Here is a 22,661-nt window from a genome sequence, read left to right as displayed (position 1 = left end):
AACATCGTCTTCCTATTTTTTACGCCAGCACTTTTACCTCTATCGCTTATCAGCAAGGTTGGGTATTCTGAGGTGACCAACATGAGCAGAGGGAAATCTCAGTGAACTTAAGGCAATTAGAAGTCTTTTACGCCATTATGCAAGCAGGAACGGTGTCAGGCGCGGCTCGCTTACTGCACGTTTCCCAACCTAATGTCACTCGAGTTCTCGCCCATACAGAACAACAACTGAGCTTCGCTTTATTTGAGCGTGTAAAGGGCCGTCTCGTTCCCACTCAAGAAGCCAAAGCCTTATTGCCAGAGGCTGAAAAAGTCTATCAACAACTCGGACAATTTCGCTCTCTGACCAACAAAGTCAAACAGGGAACTCAACATTTACGAGTTGGTGCTCCGCCTGTTTTGGCCGCACACTTGTTAGCGCCGACTGTCGCGTTGTTGTCGAAAGAGCACAGCATCTCCTTTGAGCTCTTAACGGCCAATCGCGATGAGCTGTGCTCAGGATTACTGAAACATGAACTGGATGTCGCCATTGCGTTCGGTGAAGAAACACCACCAGCGATCATGGGGCACGTGTTATTGAAAGAAAACTTAGCACTGATCGCTCCTAAAAGCGCAGCGATACCCGCAGAAAAAACCGTCATTTTAGAAGAACTCATCAGTCACGATTTACCCATTATCGGTTTAGATAGCCGAGACCCTCTGGGCTTATTGCTGCATCAAACCTTATCAGCGCGTGACGAGCATTATCAACATGCCATTACCGTCCGCAGCTACTCCGCTGCGGCTGAACTGGTGAAAAACGAAGCAGGATTCGCGATTGTAGACCCTTGGACCACCAAACAATATCGCCAAGATGATGCCGTTTCCGTGCATGCTTTGGAGCCAAATATGTCCTTCTCTGTCTCTATTTTATTCGCAGAGCACACACCTCAATCCATTGCGACAAAGCAATTTATTACCGCCCTAAAACAACAGATGGTTTAAAGGTATAACCTGAAGTTATACCTGCCTAACAAATAAGCATTCGGTTTCCTAAATCAGTCTGGCTACATTAATGAGCAATAACGATGACGAAGGGAACCATCATGCAAATTGCTCAACCTTACCTACTTTTTCTTGGCGATGTAACCGATCCACTCGCAGCAAAAACCGCGCGTGGCATATATCAATGGCGACCTGAGATTTGTCTTGGCCAAATCCGCCTGACGCCAGAAACCGTATCGCTTGGTTTAACCGACATGACACTACAACAAGCGCAGCAGCAAGGAGCAAAAACGCTGGTGCTTGGCACTGCAAATCCAGGAGGCGTCATTCCCGAAGCTTGGCAAGCAACCTTACTTGAAGCGGCAGAGATGGGATTTGAAATTGCATCGGGCATGCACCAACGTTTGGCGGAATTTGCTCCCCTTGCCGATCTAGAACAACGCGGATTAACCAAACTGTATGATGTTCGCCATTATGATGCCCCGCTCAAGGTCGGCAATGGCAAAGCTCGCGCAGGCAAGCGAGTACTTACTGTAGGGACAGATTGCTCCGTTGGCAAAATGTACTCTGCCCTTGCCATTGAGCATGCATTGAAGCGTAAAAACTGTCGTGCAGAGTTCAAAGCAACGGGTCAAACCGGAATTCTCATCGCAGGCAGTGGCATTTCGATTGATGCTGTAGTTGCCGATTTTATCTCCGGCGCAGTAGAAGCGATCAGCCCTGAGTTCACCGATCACGATTGGGATATCATCGAAGGGCAAGGTTCATTGTTTAACCCTTCGTTTGCTGGCGTAAGTTTGGGCTTACTTCACGGCGCACAAGCTGACGCTCTGATACTGTGCCATGAGATTGGTCGACCACACATCCGGAACTTACCACATGTGAGCTTGCCAACCATTGAACAAACGATAGAAGCGAATCTGGCCGCTGCTCGCCTAACAAATCCAAACGCTCAATTAGTGGGTATTTGCTTAAACACTTCTGCGCTCAGCGAAGAAGATGCAGCCCAGTTATGCCAGGATTGGAGCGACAAATACCAAGTGCCCGTCACCGACCCTGTACGTTTTGGCGTTGATGCGGTTGCAGATAGGCTCCTTACGATTTAAGAAACATTTACGGTTTAGAAAATAACTGTGGTTTAGGGAAAACTAGTGAGATGAAAATTCATGTAGAACCTGTCACGCTTGCCATGGCGACACCATTTCGCATCTCTCGCGGCAGTCGGACAGAGTGCCACGTAGTCCGCGTGACAATTGAACATCGAGGCATGACCGCCCAAGGTGAATGCACGCCATACCCTCGTTATGGTGAATCGGTTGAATCGGTGATTAAGGCGATTTCTCACGCCGCGCATGAACTGCAAAGTTTGTATGCCAAAGGCGAAGCTGATGTCATGGTTCTCAAAAGCCAGCTTCAATCGTTATTACCCGCAGGGGCGGCAAGAAATGCATTGGATTGCGCCCTTTGGCATCTTCACGCGCTTTTGAGCCAAAAGCAGCAGGTTCACGACCTCTTTACGTTACCCGAGGCGATTGTGACGGCGATGACGGTTTCTATCGACACGCCGCAAGCGATGGCAAAACAGGCACAAGCTTACCTTAGCCAAGGCGCAAAACTGCTAAAGGTAAAACTGGATGGTGAAAACGTGATTGAGCGCGTTGCAGCAGTACGCGATGCCGCGCCGCACGCACAAATTGTCTTAGATGCGAATGAAGCGTGGCAAAACCTCGACCTCGCGACGGTATTTGCTCAACTCGAACCGTTTAATATCACCATGATCGAGCAACCGTTGCCACAAGACTGCGACGACGTACTCGCCAGCATTCCACACCCCATTCCACTTTGCGCCGATGAAAGTTGTCACACCAGAGAGCAATTGCATCAACTGCTTGGCAAATACGAGATGGTGAACATTAAGCTAGATAAAACTGGCGGGCTCACTGAAGCACTATTATTAGCCGACGACGCCCAAAAACTCGGTTTTAGCCTCATGTCCGGTTGTATGTTGGGGACGTCGCTGGCGATGCGAGCCGCGTTACCCATTGCTGCTCAGGCGAGCGTTGTCGATCTTGATGGCCCGGTGTTACTAGGACAAGATGTAACGCCAAGCTTGGTTTATCGCGACGGCGAAATCGTTCTTTCCAAATAGCCTAAACAATCCTGAGGTTTTACTCCAAAAGTCAGAACCTCTGAGTTTATGATCTCGATAAAAAAACAATCAGCCCCATCATGAAATAAGTCACATAAATTATATGGTTATTGAGGCATGCTAAGATTCCAGTAGTCCAAGAAGGTGATCTTATGCATCGAGTCATCCGGAAAATGACGTGGAAAACGAATAGGCGGTAATCCCGCCCTACTCCAATGCAGTGCGTGGGTTTCTATAACAACCCACTTCCTAGCAATTCGTAGGTTTTTCACGCCATCTTGCAAGGAGGCTCTATGCCTATCAATAAAATACGCAATATCGCTTTTGTCGGTCAAACCGGCACCGGTAAAACCACACTGATAGAAAAACTGCTCTTCACCTGCGATGCCACCCACCATTTAGGCAGCGTAGAAAAAGGCGATACTGTTACCGACTTCGACCCTCAATCCATCCAATATCAACACAGTATTGAAGCAACGCCAGTCGCACTGCGCTGGAATAAACACCGGCTCAATATCATCGACACTCCGGGACAAAACGAGTTACTTGGCCGTACTATCAGCGTTTTTCCTGCCGTTGAAACATCTGCCCTTGTCATCGCCCCTCAAACCCCACTTAACCAAACTTCCGATCGCTTATTCACCTTTGCTAAAGAGCAGCAAAAATGTCAGATGATCATTATCAATAAGCTCGATAACCACGGTAATCAGTTAGAAAGATTGATGGAGAACATCGTTGAGCATTTTGGTGACCACTGCTTGCCGATCAACTTACCTTCGGCTGACGGGGAATCTGTAGTTGACTGCTATTTCGAACCAGAATTGGGACGAGAAACCTTACTTGCAACGGTAGATGAAGCTCATGAGACCTTAATTGACCAAGTCATCGAAGTCGATGAAGAACTGATGGAACTGTATCTGGAACAAGGCTCCGAACTCACCGCAGAGCAACTGCATGATCCGTTTGAAGAAGCACTGAGAACTGGACATGTGATTCCGGTCTGTTTTGTCTCAGCACAAACCGGCGCGGGCGTCGAGTTGCTGCTGCGCACCTTGGCGGAGATCATGCCCATGCCAAACGAGGGTAACCCTCCTCTACTGGAAAAGAACGGCAAAAAAATCAAAGTAAATTGCGAAACCTTAGAGCACACCGTCGCACACGTGTACAAAGTCAGCGTCGACCCATATATGGGAAAACTTGCCTACTTACGTGTGTATCAGGGTGAAATCAATGCGGGCAGCCAGCTTTATATTGGCGAAAGCAACAAGGCATTTAAAGTTGGGCACTTATATCAACTGCAGGGCAAAGATAGAACCGAGATCCCTCGCGCGCTTGCAGGCGACTTCTGCGTTTTAGCCAAAGTGGATGATCTCGAATTCGATTCAATCGTTCATGACTCTCACGAAGAAGATGGAGTTCAACTCAAAACGTTGGACCTTCCTGACTCCATGTATTCTTTGTGCTTGAAGCCTCTTAAGCGTGGAGATGAGCAAAAATTAGGAGATGTGCTGAATAAAATCGCCAGTGAAGATCCTTCGCTGCGCATCGAACATCGCGCTCGCACCAACGAAACCATCATCAGCGGACAAGGGGAGTTTCACCTCAAAGTCGCATTAGAAAAGATGGCGAACGTGTACAAACTGGACGTCGAAACCTGCCAACCAAGCGTCGAGTACTTTGAAACCATCACCAAACCTGCCGAAGGGCATTATCGACACAAAAAACAAAGTGGCGGTGCAGGCCAGTTTGGTGAAGTGCAATTGAAGGTTCGTCCACTCGAGCGTGGCGCCGGATTTAAGTTCATCAACAAAGTGGTGGGTGGCGCCATTCCAACCGCGCTCATTCCTGCTGTTGAAAAAGGTATTTTGCAAGCGTTAGAGGAAGGCGCGATTTCTGGCAACCCAATTAAGGATGTGGAAGTCACCGTTTATGACGGTAAATATCACTCCGTCGATTCGAAAGAAATTGCATTTGTCATCGCAGGTAAGAAAGCCTTTTTAGATGCGATTAACAACGCAGATCCTATTGTGCTAGAACCCATTGTCCAGATGGAACTGCACATCCCAACCGCGAACGTTGGCGATGTTTCTGGAGATTTATCTGGAAACCGAGGCTTAATCGAAGGCACCGAGCCAATCGACAGCAGCTTCACCTTACTCAGAGCCAAGTCACCAGTAAACGAGCTGCAAGATTACGCTCGTCGATTACGCTCCATCACCGGTGGCGAAGGCAGCTTTAGTATGACCTTAAGCCATTACGAGCCCGCGCCACCAGCAGTGCAGAAGCAAGTCTGCCAAGGCAGTGCACAACAAGGTTAATTCCCTACGATTCAAATCAATCATACAAATAAAAAAGCGCCCTCATTTTGAGGGCGCTTTTAGGTAAAAGAAAAATTATTTATCGAGAGACAAACCTATCTGACTGATTTTGCTTTCAAACTCTTCGATGCTGTTCGCTTTGTAAGTCGGAGCACCGTTAAAGTAGCGCGGTTTCTCTGGCAGCATCGCATTTTTCAGCTCTTGTTCTTGATCGATATTGTCATGGTAAACCGTTACACGATTTGGAATATCCTGCTTCATTACAGCCATTTTGGTTCTCCTTTATTAAGACGAATAGTAAGCGTAGAACGAATTTATCGGAGTACAGGCGTAACTGTGTAAAATTTAGACACCAACGACAAAATCATATTTAAACAGTTGCATTTAATATTTTTGAGGCACTTTGTCGTGGCTATTGGCAAACGTGAGTGCAGCGATTAAGGTGAGCTCTCTCTACATGAAGACAGGAAGTCCGGTGTCGCAGCAAGAACTCAACCAAATGGGCAGTGCCAAAGTTTTTCTCATCGAAAAAGATGGCGTCCAAGTAATAGAAAAACGTAACCCTACTCAAATAGAAGTCGCGTTTTATCAACGCTATGCCGAACAGTTTAACGCGCTTGGAATACACGTACCGCGCTTGATTCAATTCGACGACCAGAAAAACGTTCTGCACATTGAATACGTTCCCCACGCAGTCGAGCAAGCATTCTTACTTGAAGATGATCGAGTCATTGCACAACTCGTCAAACTGCACCAACTTCCACCAACATCAAATGGTGTTTATCACCGCCACCAGTGGACACCACAAGCGACTCAACAAGCACTCGCTACACTTGAACTGGGCTCAGAGACAGAGCAGTTCTTCCACAACCTCCAACAACGATCGGCGCATCTTTTCGATGGACAGAACTTGATCTCCGGAGACTCGAATGCTGGAAACTGGGGACAGCGCGAAAATGGCGAGCTAGTGCTGTTCGACTGGGAACGCTTTTCTACAGGGCATGTCGCGATAGATTTAGCGCCGCTCATCGAGGGCATGGGCACATTTGATGATTACTTGAACGTAGCAGGCAAGTATATAGAGTGCGCAGAGAAAGGTGAAACAACAGAATTGGCGCGCGATATCGGACTAGCAAAAGCGTGGATCGTTGTCGAGGTAGTCAACATACTGGTCTCCAGAGAGAATCCGCAGACCAGCAAATATTTGGACTGGTTTCGGCAAACCTTGCCGCAATGGGCCAAAAGCCTTAGCGCTCAGGTGATGAGTTAGGCTCTGAGATTTGATATAAACGCCTTTCAGGTTCTGCGCATGAGGTTTCACAATTGCACACCTTGTCAACGCCGACATTATTCAAACCACCACAACTCCCTTGAATGCGCTTGTTGTGAAAAATGACGCCAAGTGACATCAACAAAATGATTGCGAGAAAACCAAGAAAGGTAAATAACCAAACCATATTAACCTGCCTTATTAGCCATCGACTCTAGCTTAAGTATAGCAGGGCTAGATGTTGCTTTGAGTAGCGCTTTAGGTCTTGCCAACAAGGAGGGTTTTGATTTTTGGCCACCACAACCACAGGAGCCGCAGCCGCCTTTTTGTTGGTGAACACTTTTCTTATGATTGTTTGATGGGCGTCCTTGAGAGGGCTCAATCAAAGGCTCTCTTGGAACCGCAAGCACATCTTCCAAGGAACTACGAGTAGACAGCCTAAATACTGGCGTGCCACTGCTAAGTAGCTTTGCCAATACACGTTCACCAATATTTCGCACAAGAACAGCATCCACATTGTACCCTTGTAGAGACTGAATCAACTGAGACTTCGCATTGCAACCCGCTTGTGGCATAGAAGCAATGTTCGCTAAGTTTTTTAGCATACCGTCAGTATCAGAATAAATAGCGATGTATGGTGCTTTTACAAAGTGGTTTGCCACCCGCTCACCATCATTAGGAATAGCATAAATCATAAGTTTGACTCCTCATTCGGAAAAACTAATGCATGACCTTCAACTAAACTTTTTGCGACTTTCAATCTTGCACTTTTTACTGTGTTACCAAAAGTTTGTCTAGAAACGCCCATCTGCTCCGCAGCTTGCTGCTGGCTAAGCCCCTCTAAGTCGGCTAAACGTAGCGCTTCTAACTCTTCTGGTAATATGGCGACTTGCTCCAACTGATTAAATGGAATGCCATTGGGCTTAAAGCAGTGGTGAGCCGCACGTCCGCATATTCGTCTTTCTATCTTTGGTCTTGCCATCATTGTCCCTCAAAAACACAGAGTCAAATTACGCCTTAAACTGGCATATGCCAATAACATTTTTAGCATATGCCAATAAACTAAGTTTGCAAAAATCAACACGACAAATACGTAATACATCAGCATTAATTAGACATCTAATAATTTAGGAATTTTGATGACAAACGAACAAAAAGATCAATTCTAATTAACCGGATAATAAAAACGTTAGTTTGCGCAGATTTTTCATACAAATACACGCTAATGTGTTCATTTTATTGAAGAAGAAAAACTATAATCCAAGCAAATCATTAGTTTGAACACTAATGATTGTTTTATTTAAAAGGATGTATACCTAAGGAACGAAAAAGAGAAGTTTGACGACATTGGCCTGAGCTTAAAGGGTAATACTTTCGATACAGAACCTGTCGAACGACCATTACTTGGCCTAGGTGCCCTACTCTTCTTGCCAAATTAAGTTTCTTGAGAGCGCTTAGGTATATCAGAAAAAGGAAGTACATATGTCTGACTCAAATTGGCTCAGCGAATTCCCGGAAATGGATGCCTCTGATCTCAGGGCGATTCGCAAAACACTCGACGGCGCCTATAGAGATTTCTCTCGCGAGTATGGTGAACTCATTGAGTCTCTGTTTGATCCGCTCCTTGCTTTTCTTGTCTGGTTTGAAAAACTTCTGATTTCTACACCTTGGTTCATTATTTTAGGTGTCTGCACCACTCTCGTTTATGCCGCCAGCCGCTCTTGGAAACTGGCCGCTGCATGTTTTGGTTCGCTGATTCTGATTGGCTATTTTGGAATGTGGGAAGACACTATGCGCACGCTCAGTATCATCACTGTATGTACTATGCTTGCCATAGCACTTGGTATGCCTATCGGCATCGCTATGGCGCGCTCTAATCGCATTCAGTCGGTGGTAACACCATTACTCGACGTCATGCAAACCATGCCGGCATTTGTGTATCTCATTCCAGTTGTGATGTTATTGGGCATCGGGAAAATTCCTGGCCTTATCGCAGTAGTGATCTACGCGATTCCACCGGTTATTCGTTTAACCAATTTGGGCATTCGTCTAGTTGATAAAGAAGTATTGGAAGCCGCAACCGCATTTGGTGCCAGCACTCGGCAACGGCTTTTTGGGGTTCAGCTTCCGCTTGCAATGCCAACCATCATGGCGGGAATTAACCAAACGATCATGATGGCACTGTCAATGGTGGTCATCGCATCAATGATTGGGGTAAAAGGTTTAGGTCAGCCTGTTCTAAAGTCTATTACCAATCAATATTTCACTCTTGGTCTTCTCAATGGTTTAGCAATTGTCGCCCTAGCAATCCTTTTTGATCGTGCTTCACAAGCGTATGCGAAACGCACTCAAGCTCATTTAGGAGACTCAAAACATGACTAGTCCACTTATCGAAATCAGCGGTCTGTATAAAATCTTCGGCCCCAAGCCCAATAGCGTGATTGAGCGCGTTAAGTTGGGACATAGTAAAGAGCAGGTTTTAGCGGAAACGGGCCATACGGTCGGACTAAAAGACATCAACCTGCAAATTCAAAAGGGTGAAATTTTTGTCATTATGGGGTTATCCGGTTCTGGAAAATCCACCATGATTCGCCACTTCAACCGATTAATCGATCCAACCATGGGGCAGATCTTGGTAGAAGGGGTGGATGTCATGCAACTTTCTAACAAAGAACTTGAACAGTTTCGCCGTCACAAGATGTCTATGGTGTTCCAACGCTTTGGCTTACTGCCTCATCGCACTGTTATCGACAACATCGCATATGGTTTGGAAGTTCAGGGAATGAATAAAGAGGCGCGCTTAGAAAAAGCAAATGAATGGTTAGAAACCGTTGGACTGACGGGTTATGAGCACCAGTATCCTGCTCAACTATCGGGTGGACAGCAACAGCGAGTGGGCCTTGCACGGGCACTGGCTACCGACGCCGAAATACTGTTGATGGACGAGGCTTTCTCAGCATTGGACCCTCTGATTCGGAGCGAAATGCAAGATCAGCTGGTAGAGCTGCAACAGAAGCTGCACAAAACCATTATTTTCATTACTCATGATTTAGATGAAGCGCTTCGACTTGGCGATCGCATCGCGATTCTTAAAGACGGTGAACTTGTCCAACAAGGTTCACCAGACGAAATTTTACTGCATCCTGCCGATGAGTACGTTGAAGCCTTTGTAAAAGACGTCAATAGAGCGCGAGCACTGACGGTCGAAACGCTGATGCAGCCACCTTCGTACTGTGTTCGCGCTGAAACCATTGAAGATGCGCTGAGTGAAATGAAAGGTGTTAAACGTGATTATGCCTACCATGAGACCAATGCAGGCTATCAAGGCGTGATAACACAGCAAGGATTGCTAAACGCAGCGAAGTTAACTCATATATCAGATTGGCGTGATGATATCTATGAAGAGGTGCCTATCATCTCTCCACATTTAGCCATTGAGCAAGTGCTGACTGAAGCCATGTCGTGTGAATATTCACTGCCCGTCATCGATGAGCACGGCAATTTGAAAGGCGAATTAAATCGTCAGGTTATTGCGGAGCTGTTTTCTGATCAACGAAGCACAAAACGAGGCACTTCACGCTCAAGCTTCAATAACGTTTCTTAGATGATGTTGATAATACAACTCACAATAATGTGGGCTGTTATCAATTAACTCGCTCCCACTCCCCTTTTAGATATTTGTCTGTGGGCTCAAGCTTGATACCCAAAGCAACATTTACATTGTTCTGATTTTCCTGACAATTTCATGCTCATATCCGGTTTTATTGACACAGTTAGATCATTCTATTGCTTTTTGATGACGCAAATCCTCGATAAATGTCTACTATTACTCTCATACAAAATCTTGATTTAAAGAGGGATAAAATGAAAAAGACAATGTTGGCACTAACAGGCGCGGTAATCATTCTTGCAGGCTGTCAAGATGAGAAACCTGCCGAAACAACCGCAGTTGAAGTACCTCAGGCAACGGAAACTGAAGTCACCACCAGTGCAGACGTTACGACTGAGACAATTGACACGTTACCAGTAGAAGAAGAACAGGTAATTACTGAAGAGACATTTGTAGACTCTGAACACAACGCACAAAGTGCTCTGGACTGGAACGGCACCTACAAAGGAACACTACCTTGCGCGGATTGTGCTGGTATCGATATGACCATCACACTAAATCAAGATGGCACTTACGTACTTGAAGAAAGCTACCAAGACAAAGAAGACGGTCAATCAAAATCTGAAGGTCAATTCACTTGGGACGCAAATGGCAGCATCGTAACGTTGACAAATGAAGATGCACCAAACCAATACTTTGTTGGTGAAAACGTACTTATGAAGCTAGACATGAATGGCGAAAAAGTAACGGGTGACCTAGCACCACTATACAACTTAACGAAACAGTAAGAAGTTAGTATCAATACCTGATAAATACCCCAAATCCGAGCCACCCCAGCTCGGATTTTTCGTTATTTTAACGAAAGCTATTCCAGCAACCTTTCTATTCTGAAGCAACATTCTGCTTCTTACCCTGATTGTTCATTACATTTCCATACGCTTTGCCGATAGATGCTTACAACGTCATTTTGTACAGTGTTCAAAACAAAACAGAACAACTCGGAAAAATGATGAAAAAAACATTAATTGCACTACTTACTCTGACAGCTGCTGGCTCAGCTTTCGCTGGCGATACTTACATTCGTAACGGTAACATCTACAACAACGAAGGCGGTTGGAACGTAGAAGCTGGTGTGGCTCAAGGCAGCGATCTTTTCAAAGATCAAAAGCATAATACAGCACCAATTCTCAACGGTGGTTACCATGGTGACGACTTTAATGCCGACCTAAGTGGCATTAACTACCGCTTCTTCGGTAACACCAATGAGTTAATCAACATGAGTGCCTACCTTGTAGGTAGTGGTGTAATGCGCGACGGTGATACAGCGAAAAGCCTGAAAGGCACAGATAAACGCCGTTTCGCCGTCGATCTAGGTTTAAACGCAGACTTTACACTGGATCAAAACAACGTCATTTCTACATACCTTCAGCACGATATCAGTGGTGCTTACAAAGGTTACTTAGCGGGCGCGACTTACTTCCACATCATGAAATTCGGTAGTGTTGATTTTGTTCCTTTTGCTAACCTAACTTATCAAAGTGAAGACTACGTAGATTACTACTTTGGTGTAAAACAACGCGAAGCAAACGCAAACCGCAAAGCATACAAAGGTGATTCAACGGTAAGCTATGGTGTTGGCTACAAACTTGTTATGCCAATCAACGACAACTGGCAAGTAAGCCAAATGACACAATACACGCGCCTAGGCAGCGGTATCAGCGACTCTTCTATCGTTGATAGTGCAAACCAATGGGTTGTTGGCGCAAGTGTGTCGTACAACTTCTAATCCGACACGCCCTTATAAAGCCATCATTTCGATGGCTTTATGCGTTGGACATTTGCATAATCTTGAACACAGACTCTAGTGTGAATGAGCAATCCATAACCTATGTAAATCGCTATAGCCTGTATTCTTCACCTGCACACCTCGCACTTGCTGTGTTTTTGTCACTTCTTCGTAGCCAACAAACAAAGGCAAATATAGGTACTGATCGCGCAGCGCTTTCTCTAGGTTTAATAAAGACTGTAGCGAGTGATCATCTGCCATCGCCCTGCGAACCTTTTCTCTGTGGCTTAACATCTGGCTTTGATCAAAACTAAAACGCAGTCCAGTTGCTATCGACAGCCATTCGAAGATGCCATATTCAAATGGTGCTTCCATGACTTCCTCAATGAAGAGCAAATCTGCTTGGTGAGACACTACCTCAGGAAAACTAATGTCATCAATAACGACGATCTCCAACTCCAATCCCGTTGCACGAATCACACTGTGCAACCATTCGGAATGGCGAATTAGACTCGGTATCGTCCAAACAGGTTCAGCTAATACCACTTTACCTTTCAGTTTAGGTATCACACCACCATCTGTTATTGATAAATCTTGCTCATGAGTCTCTAACTGAATGCTGTCAACGGCACTTGGCGCATCATAAATTCGCTTTTGCACATGGATGTAATCAGCGAGTTGATACCAAGTCTCTTTTGTGAGTTGGGATTCCACGCGTTCGCGGTAGGTCAGATATGAAAATGCGCTAATTTTTTCCACTTCAACGTGATCGGAGCTTTGGTTAAAGCTCAACATATTTAAGGTTTTAACATCACCATGAGACAGCGTTATTTGATCTAACAATGCGCGTGCTGAAAAATACTCTTTGTGCGCTTCAAGAGTCATACTCTCCTGGTTCCAGCCGCTGATTTTAAATGGTCCAGTCCCTATGTGGTAGGAATAACTAGAACCGAAAGAGACGACATCTCGACACAGAATAGACGCATGAGGAGTTGCTAGCATGTATGGAAACAACTTGTTCGGATGCTTCAATATAATTTTTAAGCAGTTAGATGTTTCTGCAACCACGCTATCAATGCATTGCCAGAGCTCGTGAACTGGTCCTTTTATCTCCCTGAGTCTTTCTATACTCCAAACCACATCCTGTATGTTAAGGGGCTCGCCATCATGGCGATATATGCCTGGCCGCAACCATAACGTCATTACCTTGCCTTCCATTTTCCATTCGTGTGCTAACGATGGCTCGATACCACCATTGGAATTTTGGGTCAGCAATACGTCATAAACGCTTTTCGCGACGTGTAATTCAGTGTGACGGTAAGTATTCGCAGGGTCGATTTTGGATACCCAAGGGTAAGAAGAAATCAAAATAGCGTTATTTGATTCATTCAATCGATTCACTTTTTCAGATGCGATAGTTAGTGCTCTAACCGCGGTTTGACCGAACCAATCAATAAGTTTCGTTATTGAGTTCATTCTTCCTCTGCCAAGCTCCTCAACCAAAAACTCGGTCATCGCTTGTTGGAGGGAAATATTAATACTGAGACGGCTAGCGTTACTTCGGCCAATCGCAGGTTGCCAATCGACCCAATCGTAAGTGGCAAGCTTTTTCATCACAATAGAAACATTGCGCCTCGACGTGCAAATCACCGCTTCTAGCTCAGAAAGCGTAACAAGGTGATACTGGTGAGGTTCAAAGTGCTTTAACAGTAGATCCAGATACCTAAGATTGACATCGTTCACAAAGATTCCTAAGAGTTATTCCAAAGCAAAAAAATAGCACAGGACGCTTAGCAACTAAACTTCCTGTGCTATATCTAAACAAATTCAAAGCTTGGACTCAGCTCGACCAACAGAAGTCAAAAACGTTTACTAAGCCAAGAGGTAACTTGAATAAGTATTCTTAGAAACGGTAGCTCATACCTACAGAGAACACATTGATGTCTGCATCAACCGTTACTTTTTCATTGCCAAATTTCGCAATGTCTAGCTCAGGCATCATGTATTCCCATTCAACTTGTAGAGCAAAGTTTTCAGTAATAGCGAACTCTGCGCCTAAACCGTACATGCCTGTTACAGTGCTGTCAGAAATGGTGGTATGGCCTGCGCTACCGTCAATCACAGAGTTGCTAATTTTGAATTCAGCATTGAAGTAAGAAAGACCAGCTTTAGCAAAAAGATTGAAACGATCGCCAATCGGTAGAGTCGCTTTTGGCTGAATCGATAGATACTTCATATCACCAACAGTAACAACTTTGCCGTCTAAAGCATCGTAGCCACCAATGGCTGCTTCTAGAGAAATGTATTCGTTGAATTTGTAACCACCGAATACTTTGCCTGAAAGGCTTGAGTCATCTTCAAGTTTAAGTTTAGTGCTAGCGTTAGTACCACCACCATTGATAGAGCCATTAACATCACCAAACGATGCTTGACCTACAGATGCACCAACGTAAGGAGCTGCGTTTGCAACAGAACATGTTGCTAGAAGGGCTGTCATTAGCCATGTTTTTTTAAACATTGTATTTCACTGCCTGTTAATTATTGAGGTTGTGTTTTGCCCATCCTTAAGCATGCCATGCTATCCATTTCACTTGGTTTCAAAACCAAGTGGATGTTAATGAATAAAAACTCAATAAAACATGAAATATTTAGACACAACTTTGCCACTTTCTTTCTTAATTTTGACAATTTAGTCATTTCACAAGCATTGCTGCTTCAACCAGTTAGTGAGCTTGATGATTTCCGCTTGCTTGGCTCGACTCTTTTTATGAATAAAATAAAAGCTGTCTCCGGTTTCCAATCCATGAGAAGGGATGTACACCAAATCGTGCGCTTTATCTCTTTCATTGAGCATAAAATCATTCGCAAATGCGATGCCTTGATCATAACGCGCCGCCTCTATTGCCAACAACATATGACTAAAATGTTGAACATCGACATCTTTCGGCAAGGTGTAACCGCCCGCTCTGCACCACTCAGCCCAATCTTTTCCTCTCTCTCGATAAATTGAGTCTGTCGACAAAATAGGGTATCGCCAAAGCGCTTCTGGAATCGGTTGATCTTGCAACTCTTTCCAAATTTTATGGCTGCAGACCGGATACAACGTCTCCGCGTATAACTTTACCGACATGTAGTTTCGCTTTGGCTTCTCTACCGTGATAAAACAATCGCCAACGCTGTCTGTCTGTTCAGGATCACCAACGACCATATTGAGTGTCAGATCGATTTCTGGATGTAAGCGCTTAAAATCAGACAAACGCGGAATAAGCCACTTTACGGCAAGCGAGCTATAAATCGCCAACCGTATGCTGCCTTTGTCCCCTTCTCGCACCTTTTGGCTGGCCATCGCAATTGAGCTAATTGCTGGGCTAATATCCTCTAAATAGCGTGCGCCCGTATCGGACAAAGAGAGCTTTCTGCCTTGACGGATAAATAATGATTCACCCAAATAATCTTCTAATAATCGTATCTGGTGGCTAACGGCACTTTGCGTCACATTGAGTTCTTCAGCAGCAAGCGAAAAGCTAGAGTTTCTGGCAACAGATTCAAAACAGTGAACCGCTCTGAGTGGTGGCAATTTCATTATCTAAAAATCTCATGCTTAAACTAATAAATATCACTTCACTTCATCCTATGACATCACCTACTCTTTGGCAAAGAAAGAGGAGAGGAAAAAGTGAAAGTTACATCGGTCGGAGCAGCGATGCTGCTATTAATTGTTGGAAATCTCATTGCGGTGCTTTCAGACTCTTTAATTAAAAGTGTCGGAAATGAAGTGCCTATTTTTCAATTTGTCTTTTTCCGACAAATTTCAGCGGTGCTTTTCCTGCTGCCAGTCTACTTGCTAACAAAAAATGCGCCTTTTCTTGAAGGGTTTAAGTGGCATGCTGTTCGCGCTCACGTATGGTTACTTGGTGCAATATTCATGGTTTTGGCGATCTCATCTTTACCGCTCGCAACTGCGAACGCGATCTTTTACGCCGCGCCATTAATCATGCTGCCGCTTGCCGCGATATTTTTTGGCGAACAGCTATCTAAACAATCGGTCGCGGCTGCGATCATGGGCTTTGCTGGAGTGTTGGTCATCATTCGTCCAGATCAAATCGACTGGGCAGCGATTTCGGCTTTAGTTGTTGCAATTACTTTAGCAATCAATAACTTGCTCATTCGAAAACTGCCAAAAAATCAGTCTGTGATGCAAACGTTATTGATGACAAACTTGGCAGGTATTCCAGTAGCCTTCTTGCTTGTTCTGATCGAAGCAGAACCTTGGGACTGGAGTGCTTTCCCTGTTGCTGCTGGCTCAAGTTTGTTCATCATGATTTATGCAGCAACATGTGTCATCGCTTACCGCTCGATCGATAGCAACAAAATTGCCAGCGCTGAATACAGTGGCTTAATTGGTGCCGTGTTTGTGGGATTGATTTGGTTTGGAGAAGTGCCTGATATATTTATGGCAATAGGAACCATTATGATTGTTGTGCCTCTGGTTTGGCTTTCTAAACGAGAGCGTCGCAAGAAAAAGTTGCAAGAGCAACAAGAAGCGCACGTTACTTAAAGTTGTGCTCTAACCCAAAGACTAAAAAACCGAGCCGTAAGTGCTCGGTTTTTTTATGTGGCTCTAATCGGTTTTTACGTAAGCGACTACGTGAGATAAAAACTGCCTTGCAAAGCGATCATTAAACCGGATGCGATATTCATGCTCGGCTTCCGACACTAGACGCCAGCCTTCAGCAAAGTATTCTTTGATATCATCAACCGCCTCTTCTTTATTTTTGATGTGTTTCGCGTTCCACTGATAAGTGCAAGAGACAACGATCAGCCCACCCACATTGGTGGTTTTTTTTAGAGCATTGATCACGCTAAGTGGCGACTCACATTGATCAATCACATTTAAACATACGACTAAATCAAAGCGAGATTGGAGAGTATCGAGCTCAAAAGGCTGGTTAATTAGCGTCAAATCAACATGAGCACATTTCTGTACGATACCTCTATTCTCTACCTCTAAAGTGTTTAAGGTGTTCACATCGTGAAGGTAAGTAAGCCCGACGCGCTGTTCTTCTATTAATAGTTGCTTCAAGCCATCCATTAACCTATTTGAAGGCTCCACAAGCGTCGCTTCTTTAAGGTTAGGTAAGCGTTGCACTAGCTCATAATAATTTCTTCCCAGCGCCGCCCCAACCTCAAGTAGGGAATACGGCTGAACGCTGCTTTCGATTACCGCTTGCGCAATAAAATCAGCAACTTGGGAGCAGTGAGGTGATGACAAAAAAAGAAAGTGGGACTTGTTTTGAGCGACTGGTTATCATCTCAATCTGTTGATCCTCAATGAACTTGTCGAACCATTGCGCTTCGAAATAACCAGCCAAACCGTGCTCGGTCAGGTAAAAATCTTCCATGTTTTTTCCGTTCGTACTTTTAGAAAAGTGATTGTATCGAACACGGAAATTAACGGGTATTTCTGGCCGCACATTCCAATAGGAAAACAGATGAAAACGCCGCTTGTGTGAAAAAGCCCTTTCATCTCAAAGATAAAAGGGCTTGTTAATCGCTTCGGTTAAGTCGCTAACTATTGTGGTAGAACAACGTTACCATCTTGAATTGGGAACGTTTTTGTCGCTGGCTTGCTCGCCAAACGAACCGTCGTTGGTGCACCTGAAACTTCGTAAGTGACGTCGTAACCCACTACTTTATCAGATGTCGTATATTCTGTATGACACTGTTTTTTCGTCGTTGTTACTACATCACCTTTTTGCACATTCTCCTGGATCTTACGACCTGTCAGTGCACCAGCAATCGTACCAGCTGCAGTTGCAATCACTTTACCTGAGCCACCACCGATTTGGTTGCCCAGCGCTGCTCCAGCTGCTGCGCCACCAACCGTACCAATAATTTTATTGTCATCCGCAGGGGCAACTTGCTCGGTTACTACCACGTCTTTACATACTTGGTGCGGCTTTTTCACCGTTTCAGTCACCGCTTCAACCAAAGTAATGTTTGCTTGAGTTGGAGCTGGTGGCGTTTTGTCTTTACAGCCTGCTAGTACAGCAACAACTGCCGTTGCAATTGCGATAGATTTCATATTCATGATTTACATCCCAGTATGGTTTGCTTTGATGAGCGTTATGGTAAATCGCAAAAGGGAAATCATATCAGACGAAAACAAACCCTCTGTTATTAACAAGTAAAGAAACACTGTTTTATAAGAGGTACGTCAAGAAACACTCAGCAGAATGTCAACAGAGCTAAAACTGTATCACTACTGATTATGATTGGGCTGGACTAGTCTATGAGATTTATTTTTAAGCCAAGCTCAAAAATAGTTCGTCATCCGTTAAATACTTATGACGGTGGCTTAGATTACGCACGTGCATAAACATAAAATCAGGGAAACCAGGCGCTATAATGTTATTTGGTTCCCAGCATACACCGCCAACAAACACATATCGCCCCTGCTTGTCATCTTCGTGAAGGGGGTTATTAAGAGGAGAAGAAAACTCTGCTCGGCAACCTTCAACCACACAAACAATTTGTCCTTTAAAAAGGCCAATCACGCGCTTTACAAGATTTGCCTTGATACCACACTTCCATGCTTGGCGAGTGGCCATCTCATAGCCATATTTTCGGATCGCTTTCTTTTGCAAATGTACTACTAGGTTCATTTTGACTCCTGATTCAAGCAACTACGTGAAGCCCAAAGTCATAAAAGCAGATAGACGTCTATACCCGAGTGAGCTCATGGTACGTGGGAATAAACTACGTGATTAGACTGAGTTTAGTGTCGGATGAGATACACCGTCCACGATGCTGTAACGTATCGATTTACACCAATCAAAGGCAGATAACACATCAACTTTTGAGTGCTTTCCTGCGCTGTATCTGGTTACTTCTGTATATTACTATAACGAAATCACCCTCCACGTTTACCTATATAAATTTGTCGTAACGATTGAGGGTGCTTATCATGGAGAGAGGATAACGCCTACGCGTCGATGAGATAATTTTGACCTTCAGTTTCTAAACGATCGATCATTTTACGACACTCATTTAAATCAAGAGGTTGTTCAAAGCGGCGCTTGAGATTCATCAAAAAGAAGATATCTTCACACATGGCTTTCTCAGGTTCGTCACTGATTTTGGCGACCGGTGAACCATTGCACGTGACCATTTTTATCACGATAGAAAGTGGCTGGTAGGCTTCACCATCTTTATTGACATAATCACCCATATCATTGGCAAGAAAAGTACCGATACCAAAACTCACCTGAATACGTCCTTGGAAATACTCGCAAATATCTAACGCTTGTTCGAAGTTAAGTCCGTCGGTAAACACCAATGTTTTTGTTAATGGGTCTATATTCAGCGACTGGTAGTGTGCAATCATTTTTTCACCCCAGCTATAAGGGCAACCACTATCGTGACGTACACCGAAGTACGCATTACTTAGTTCTTCATCAAAGTCTTTAAGGAAAGCATCGATACCAATCGTATCGGTTAACGCAATACCTAGTGCACCATTAAACATTTTTTGCCAACGTTGCAACGCCACTTTTTGCGAATCTCGCACATTCACCAGAGCTTGGTGTCCCATAAACCATTCATGAGCAACGGTGCCGATAGGCGTCAAATTCAGCTCTTTTGCTAAGTGATAGTTGCTTGTTCCTGTCAAACATTCCGGCACTTCCTGGCACAAATATTCCAGCATAGTGCGCTGAGCTTGGAAGGAAAAACGTCGACGCGTCGACATGTCAGAAAATTTAAAGTTAGTGATGTTACGACGTTTTAGTTCCGACTTTAGGTGCCGAATTTTCTCTTCTAAAACAGTGGTAAATTGCACAACAGGGATATCTGACCAACGCTGACGGCTACGAACTTCAGACACGATGCTCATGATGATCGTTTCGTACAAGATGGTATCTCGCCACAAACCGTTAATAGTAATTCTTAACTGGCTTGAGCCATCAGCCATGGCTTTGTTATGGAAAGAGACATCACTTTGTGGGTTGAAACGGAAATGGCGCAGTGCATCAACAAAGTCAGGATTCAGGTAAGGCGCGACACGCTTAATATATTCAATTTCTTCTTGCGTAAATTGAATATCTTGCAGTTTAAGGACTTCGGCTTTTACCTCGGGCAAAAGCTCAGAGAGGTCTTCCTCACTGCGCACGATAAACTTATATGACACCATCGCATCAGGGTAAAGCGCTGTTACAGCACTCATCATATTGACTTTGTAGACATCGAAATCCAAAGCGCTTTGAATGATGCGGGAAGAAAATAGTTTGGTGGTCATTAGGTGCCCTTCTACATGCCCTTCCTGGGTATATAACTTTTTGTTACTAACTAATTTGCGTAAACAATAAACACCCATCTATAGTTTGTCAACTTTTGTTACTAACCACTCATTTTTATAAGGTTTTTTTGTCTAGAATTCGAGCAAGCATTGTGAATAAGTCAGAGTCATCCTTAAATTTATGCTCAAACCGTATTACGAACACTACCAAAAACGTTTCTAACAACTCGTTACTTACCCATTGATTGACCACTTGTTATGCGCTAGATTACTTACAAATCAATATTAGGACCCAACCATGATCGTATCTGTCGACATTATTCCATTCAGGCTATCTGGCTGTGCCGATAAGGGATTGGAAGTGTTGTTGATTAAACGTTCAAATCCAAATCGGCCATACCATGGAGTCTGGGCACTACCGGGCGGATTTGTCTTTGATAAAGACTTAACCAGTGAAGGCGGACGCCCGGCCGATGAAAACTTTGAAGCGGCGCGTCGCCGAATTTGCCGTGAGAAAATCCATACCTACCCTCGCCATTTTAGCGAAGCGTTTATCGACGGTGATCCAAAGCGCGATCCAGAAGACTGGAGCTTAAACATTACGCACTACGCCTTAGTCGATCGTAACAATGTAGAGCAAATAAATAATGCAGGTGTACCGGAATGCCAACTTAAATGGTTTTCGCTACAGGCTATTCTCAATGGAGAAGAAACCCTCGCATTTGATCATCAAAAAACCATTGAAAAAGCGTGGCAAAAGCTTCGTGCATCCATTGAATACACATCGGTTCTTTTGTTTGCATTAGACAAAGAGTTTTTGGTTGCGGACATCATTTCTGCTTATCAAGAGTTTGGTATTGATATCAGCCGAATGACGATTAAGCGCCGCTTGATAGATTCGGGCGTACTAAAACCCACTAATAAAGTCGCTTCAACCAACAAAGGCAAAGGTGGAAAACCCGCAATGGTATATACGCTGACTAGCGACGAAGTAACCTTTTTTCAAAACTGTTTGCGTGGATAAACGCAGACAATCAGACAGACAAGGAGTCTGCCATGACTGTTCGAGTAAACTATCAAACTACAGCAGTGATCGACGTTGATCCAGAGAAAGGCTTTAGTGAGTTATGTCCAAATGAACTGCCCGTTGCAGGTGCGTTGGAAATCGTACCGGAGCTTTTGAACAATCATGCCAAAGGCCGATTAAAACTGGTCAGTCGTGACTTACACCCACCAAAAGCAAAGTGGGATGCAGAATCGCCATCCAATATGCTTGAGCCCGTTGGTTTACCGAATGTGGATATAAAGTGGAACCGTCACTGTGTGCTTGGCACAACAGGTTCTGAGCTGCTAGATGGCTTACCACCCGTGTTGGACTATGATTTTCAAGTTAATAAAGGTATGGATCCTGACGCACACCCTTACGGTATTTTTTTCCATGATATTGCCGACACCAAAACGACAGGCGCGCATGAATTTCTAAAGTTCAACGGGATTGATACCTTAGTTATAGGTGGCCTTGCCTTAGACTTTTGCGTGAAAAAATCCGTCATGCAAGCGCTGGAACTTGGCTACAATGTGGTAGTTAATCTTGCTTCAACTCGTGCGGTGCTGCCTGATAATGTAGAGAATGTGCTGACAGAGCTCAGAGATAATGGCGCATTATTTGTCGAAAAAGCGGACGACATCATCGTAGAAAAGTTCGCCTAGAAACGATAGTAACCGAGAAGGATTTCACCATGCATCAACATGAAAAATTGAATTACGTTGAATTTGGTTCCACTAATGTCAGTGCGACCAAACAATTTTTTGAGCGTGCTTTTGACTGGAGCTTTACCGATTATGGTCCAGAATATTCTGCATTTTCAGGACAAGGGTTGGATGGCGGATTCTTCAAATCTGAGTTTATAAACCAAACCGCAAATGGTGGCGCACTTTTAGTATTTTATAGCTCAGACATTCAGGCCACTCAGACAAAAGTAGAGCAGCATGGTGGAAAAATTATCCGCCCTATTTTCGAATTCCCCGGCGGCTGTCGATTCCACTTCACTGAACCGAGTGGAAATGAATTCGCAGTATGGTCAGAGAGCCATTAAGTCATCATAAATCAACAACACACCATCAACGTGAGCCCAAGCTAGCCAGATCCGGAACTGGCATTACATTTCTGGTTGACCTCATCCTTGGTTTAATTCACTGTTAGCGCAACAATTAATCGATGAGGCGCTAGACCTCGACCAAGGATGTCA

Annotated in this window: 23 protein-coding genes and 1 pseudogene; 13 read left to right on the top strand and 11 right to left on the bottom strand. The window is 44.4% G+C overall.

Annotated features, from left to right (window positions below; all coding sequences use genetic code 11):
- Nucleotides 1-101: 101 nt before the first annotated feature.
- The 4 genes from R7Q47_RS08635 (at nucleotide 102) to fusA (ending at nucleotide 5,450) form a co-directional block, all read left to right on the top strand.
- On the top strand, nucleotides 102-983 hold the full coding sequence (locus tag R7Q47_RS08635) for a LysR family transcriptional regulator (protein WP_213966652.1): 882 nt from the start codon (nucleotides 102-104) through the stop codon (nucleotides 981-983).
- Between the two features lie 101 nt (nucleotides 984-1,084).
- Entirely contained in the window at nucleotides 1,085-2,089 is a 1,005-nt protein-coding gene (gene dgcN, locus R7Q47_RS08630) for an N-acetyltransferase DgcN (protein ID WP_213966693.1), read from the top strand.
- Nucleotides 2,090-2,139: 50 nt separating this feature from the next.
- The gene (gene dgcA, locus R7Q47_RS08625; protein ID WP_213966653.1) at nucleotides 2,140-3,132 is read left to right on the top strand and encodes an N-acetyl-D-Glu racemase DgcA; all 993 of its coding nucleotides are present in this window, start codon (nucleotides 2,140-2,142) and stop codon (nucleotides 3,130-3,132) included.
- Between the two features lie 293 nt (nucleotides 3,133-3,425).
- On the top strand, nucleotides 3,426-5,450 hold the full coding sequence (gene fusA, locus R7Q47_RS08620) for an elongation factor G (protein WP_154204193.1): 2,025 nt from the start codon (nucleotides 3,426-3,428) through the stop codon (nucleotides 5,448-5,450).
- 75 nt (nucleotides 5,451-5,525) lie between these two features.
- On the opposite strand, the gene R7Q47_RS08615 is transcribed toward fusA, so the two are convergent.
- The gene (locus R7Q47_RS08615) at nucleotides 5,526-5,720 is read right to left on the bottom strand and encodes a hypothetical protein (RefSeq protein WP_005373920.1); all 195 of its coding nucleotides are present in this window, start codon (nucleotides 5,718-5,720) and stop codon (nucleotides 5,526-5,528) included.
- 187 nt (nucleotides 5,721-5,907) lie between these two features.
- On the opposite strand from R7Q47_RS08615, the gene R7Q47_RS08610 reads away from it, so the two are divergent.
- A complete protein-coding gene (locus R7Q47_RS08610; RefSeq protein WP_318088923.1) occupies nucleotides 5,908-6,720 on the top strand; it encodes a phosphotransferase in 813 nt (270 codons plus the stop codon).
- Here R7Q47_RS08610 and nqrM read toward each other — a convergent pair.
- Genes nqrM through R7Q47_RS08595 form a run of 3 tightly spaced genes read right to left on the bottom strand, consistent with a single transcriptional unit; the run spans nucleotide 6,698 to nucleotide 7,702 of the window.
- On the bottom strand, nucleotides 6,698-6,907 hold the full coding sequence (nqrM, locus tag R7Q47_RS08605; protein WP_017635136.1) for a (Na+)-NQR maturation NqrM: 210 nt from the start codon (nucleotides 6,905-6,907) through the stop codon (nucleotides 6,698-6,700). The genes R7Q47_RS08610 and nqrM overlap by 23 nt on opposite strands.
- 1 nt (nucleotide 6,908) lies before the next feature.
- Entirely contained in the window at nucleotides 6,909-7,415 is a 507-nt protein-coding gene (locus tag R7Q47_RS08600) for a NifB/NifX family molybdenum-iron cluster-binding protein (protein ID WP_137282820.1), read from the bottom strand.
- Nucleotides 7,412-7,702, bottom strand: a complete 291-nt coding sequence (locus R7Q47_RS08595; protein WP_005373924.1) for a DUF134 domain-containing protein — start codon at nucleotides 7,700-7,702, stop codon at nucleotides 7,412-7,414. The genes R7Q47_RS08600 and R7Q47_RS08595 overlap by 4 nt, the downstream gene beginning before the upstream one ends.
- 500 nt (nucleotides 7,703-8,202) lie before the next feature.
- Between R7Q47_RS08595 and R7Q47_RS08590 the strand changes: the two genes are divergently transcribed.
- From R7Q47_RS08590 to ompV, 4 genes are all read left to right on the top strand, one after another.
- Nucleotides 8,203-9,102, top strand: a complete 900-nt coding sequence (locus tag R7Q47_RS08590; RefSeq protein WP_318088922.1) for a proline/glycine betaine ABC transporter permease — start codon at nucleotides 8,203-8,205, stop codon at nucleotides 9,100-9,102.
- Nucleotides 9,095-10,324 carry a glycine betaine/L-proline ABC transporter ATP-binding protein gene (locus tag R7Q47_RS08585; protein WP_154204190.1) on the top strand — a complete coding sequence of 410 codons (1,230 nt, stop codon included), beginning with the start codon at nucleotides 9,095-9,097 and terminating at the stop codon, nucleotides 10,322-10,324. The genes R7Q47_RS08590 and R7Q47_RS08585 overlap by 8 nt, the downstream gene beginning before the upstream one ends.
- Before the next feature lie 260 nt (nucleotides 10,325-10,584).
- Entirely contained in the window at nucleotides 10,585-11,118 is a 534-nt protein-coding gene (locus R7Q47_RS08580; RefSeq protein WP_318088921.1) for a copper resistance protein NlpE, read from the top strand.
- 221 nt (nucleotides 11,119-11,339) lie between these two features.
- Nucleotides 11,340-12,116 carry an outer membrane protein OmpV gene (gene ompV, locus R7Q47_RS08575; protein ID WP_017635134.1) on the top strand — a complete coding sequence of 259 codons (777 nt, stop codon included), beginning with the start codon at nucleotides 11,340-11,342 and terminating at the stop codon, nucleotides 12,114-12,116.
- 75 nt (nucleotides 12,117-12,191) lie between these two features.
- Here the strand turns inward: ompV and R7Q47_RS08570 are convergent, their stop codons facing one another.
- From R7Q47_RS08570 to R7Q47_RS08560, 3 genes are all read right to left on the bottom strand, one after another.
- A complete protein-coding gene (locus tag R7Q47_RS08570; RefSeq protein WP_130546440.1) occupies nucleotides 12,192-13,859 on the bottom strand; it encodes an ABC transporter substrate-binding protein in 1,668 nt (555 codons plus the stop codon).
- A 160-nt stretch (nucleotides 13,860-14,019) separates the two neighbouring features.
- Nucleotides 14,020-14,634 carry an outer membrane beta-barrel protein gene (locus tag R7Q47_RS08565; RefSeq protein ID WP_005373936.1) on the bottom strand — a complete coding sequence of 205 codons (615 nt, stop codon included), beginning with the start codon at nucleotides 14,632-14,634 and terminating at the stop codon, nucleotides 14,020-14,022.
- Between the two features lie 180 nt (nucleotides 14,635-14,814).
- Nucleotides 14,815-15,699, bottom strand: a complete 885-nt coding sequence (locus tag R7Q47_RS08560) for a LysR family transcriptional regulator (protein WP_005392662.1) — start codon at nucleotides 15,697-15,699, stop codon at nucleotides 14,815-14,817.
- 93 nt (nucleotides 15,700-15,792) lie between these two features.
- Between R7Q47_RS08560 and R7Q47_RS08555 the strand changes: the two genes are divergently transcribed.
- Entirely contained in the window at nucleotides 15,793-16,674 is an 882-nt protein-coding gene (locus R7Q47_RS08555) for a DMT family transporter (RefSeq protein WP_005373940.1), read from the top strand.
- Nucleotides 16,675-16,737: 63 nt separating this feature from the next.
- Here R7Q47_RS08555 and R7Q47_RS08550 read toward each other — a convergent pair.
- From R7Q47_RS08550 to pncB, 4 genes and pseudogenes are all read right to left on the bottom strand, one after another.
- Nucleotides 16,738-17,518 (bottom strand): annotated as a pseudogene (locus tag R7Q47_RS08550) (class I SAM-dependent methyltransferase).
- A 170-nt stretch (nucleotides 17,519-17,688) separates the two neighbouring features.
- Nucleotides 17,689-18,207, bottom strand: a complete 519-nt coding sequence (locus tag R7Q47_RS08545) for a glycine zipper 2TM domain-containing protein (protein ID WP_005373945.1) — start codon at nucleotides 18,205-18,207, stop codon at nucleotides 17,689-17,691.
- A gap of 214 nt (nucleotides 18,208-18,421) precedes the next feature.
- Complete coding sequence (locus R7Q47_RS08540) at nucleotides 18,422-18,781, bottom strand: hypothetical protein (RefSeq protein ID WP_005373947.1); 360 nt, start codon at nucleotides 18,779-18,781, stop codon at nucleotides 18,422-18,424.
- A gap of 320 nt (nucleotides 18,782-19,101) precedes the next feature.
- Complete coding sequence (gene pncB, locus R7Q47_RS08535; protein ID WP_213911844.1) at nucleotides 19,102-20,412, bottom strand: nicotinate phosphoribosyltransferase; 1,311 nt, start codon at nucleotides 20,410-20,412, stop codon at nucleotides 19,102-19,104.
- 298 nt (nucleotides 20,413-20,710) lie between these two features.
- Here pncB and R7Q47_RS08530 point away from each other — a divergent pair, with 298 nt between their 5' ends.
- The 3 genes from R7Q47_RS08530 to R7Q47_RS08520 are packed head-to-tail and all read left to right on the top strand — an operon-like array spanning nucleotide 20,711 to nucleotide 22,508.
- Nucleotides 20,711-21,436: an NUDIX domain-containing protein gene (locus R7Q47_RS08530; protein ID WP_005373953.1), complete on the top strand. Its 726-nt coding sequence runs from the start codon at nucleotides 20,711-20,713 to the stop codon at nucleotides 21,434-21,436.
- Between the two features lie 32 nt (nucleotides 21,437-21,468).
- Entirely contained in the window at nucleotides 21,469-22,122 is a 654-nt protein-coding gene (locus R7Q47_RS08525) for an isochorismatase family protein (RefSeq protein WP_017635129.1), read from the top strand.
- Nucleotides 22,123-22,151: 29 nt separating this feature from the next.
- A complete protein-coding gene (locus R7Q47_RS08520; RefSeq protein WP_042523322.1) occupies nucleotides 22,152-22,508 on the top strand; it encodes a VOC family protein in 357 nt (118 codons plus the stop codon).
- Nucleotides 22,509-22,661 lie beyond the last annotated feature (153 nt).

This window comes from Vibrio sp. Vb0349 (assembly GCF_033338975.1).
This window is presented reverse-complemented; position numbering and strand designations above follow the sequence as displayed.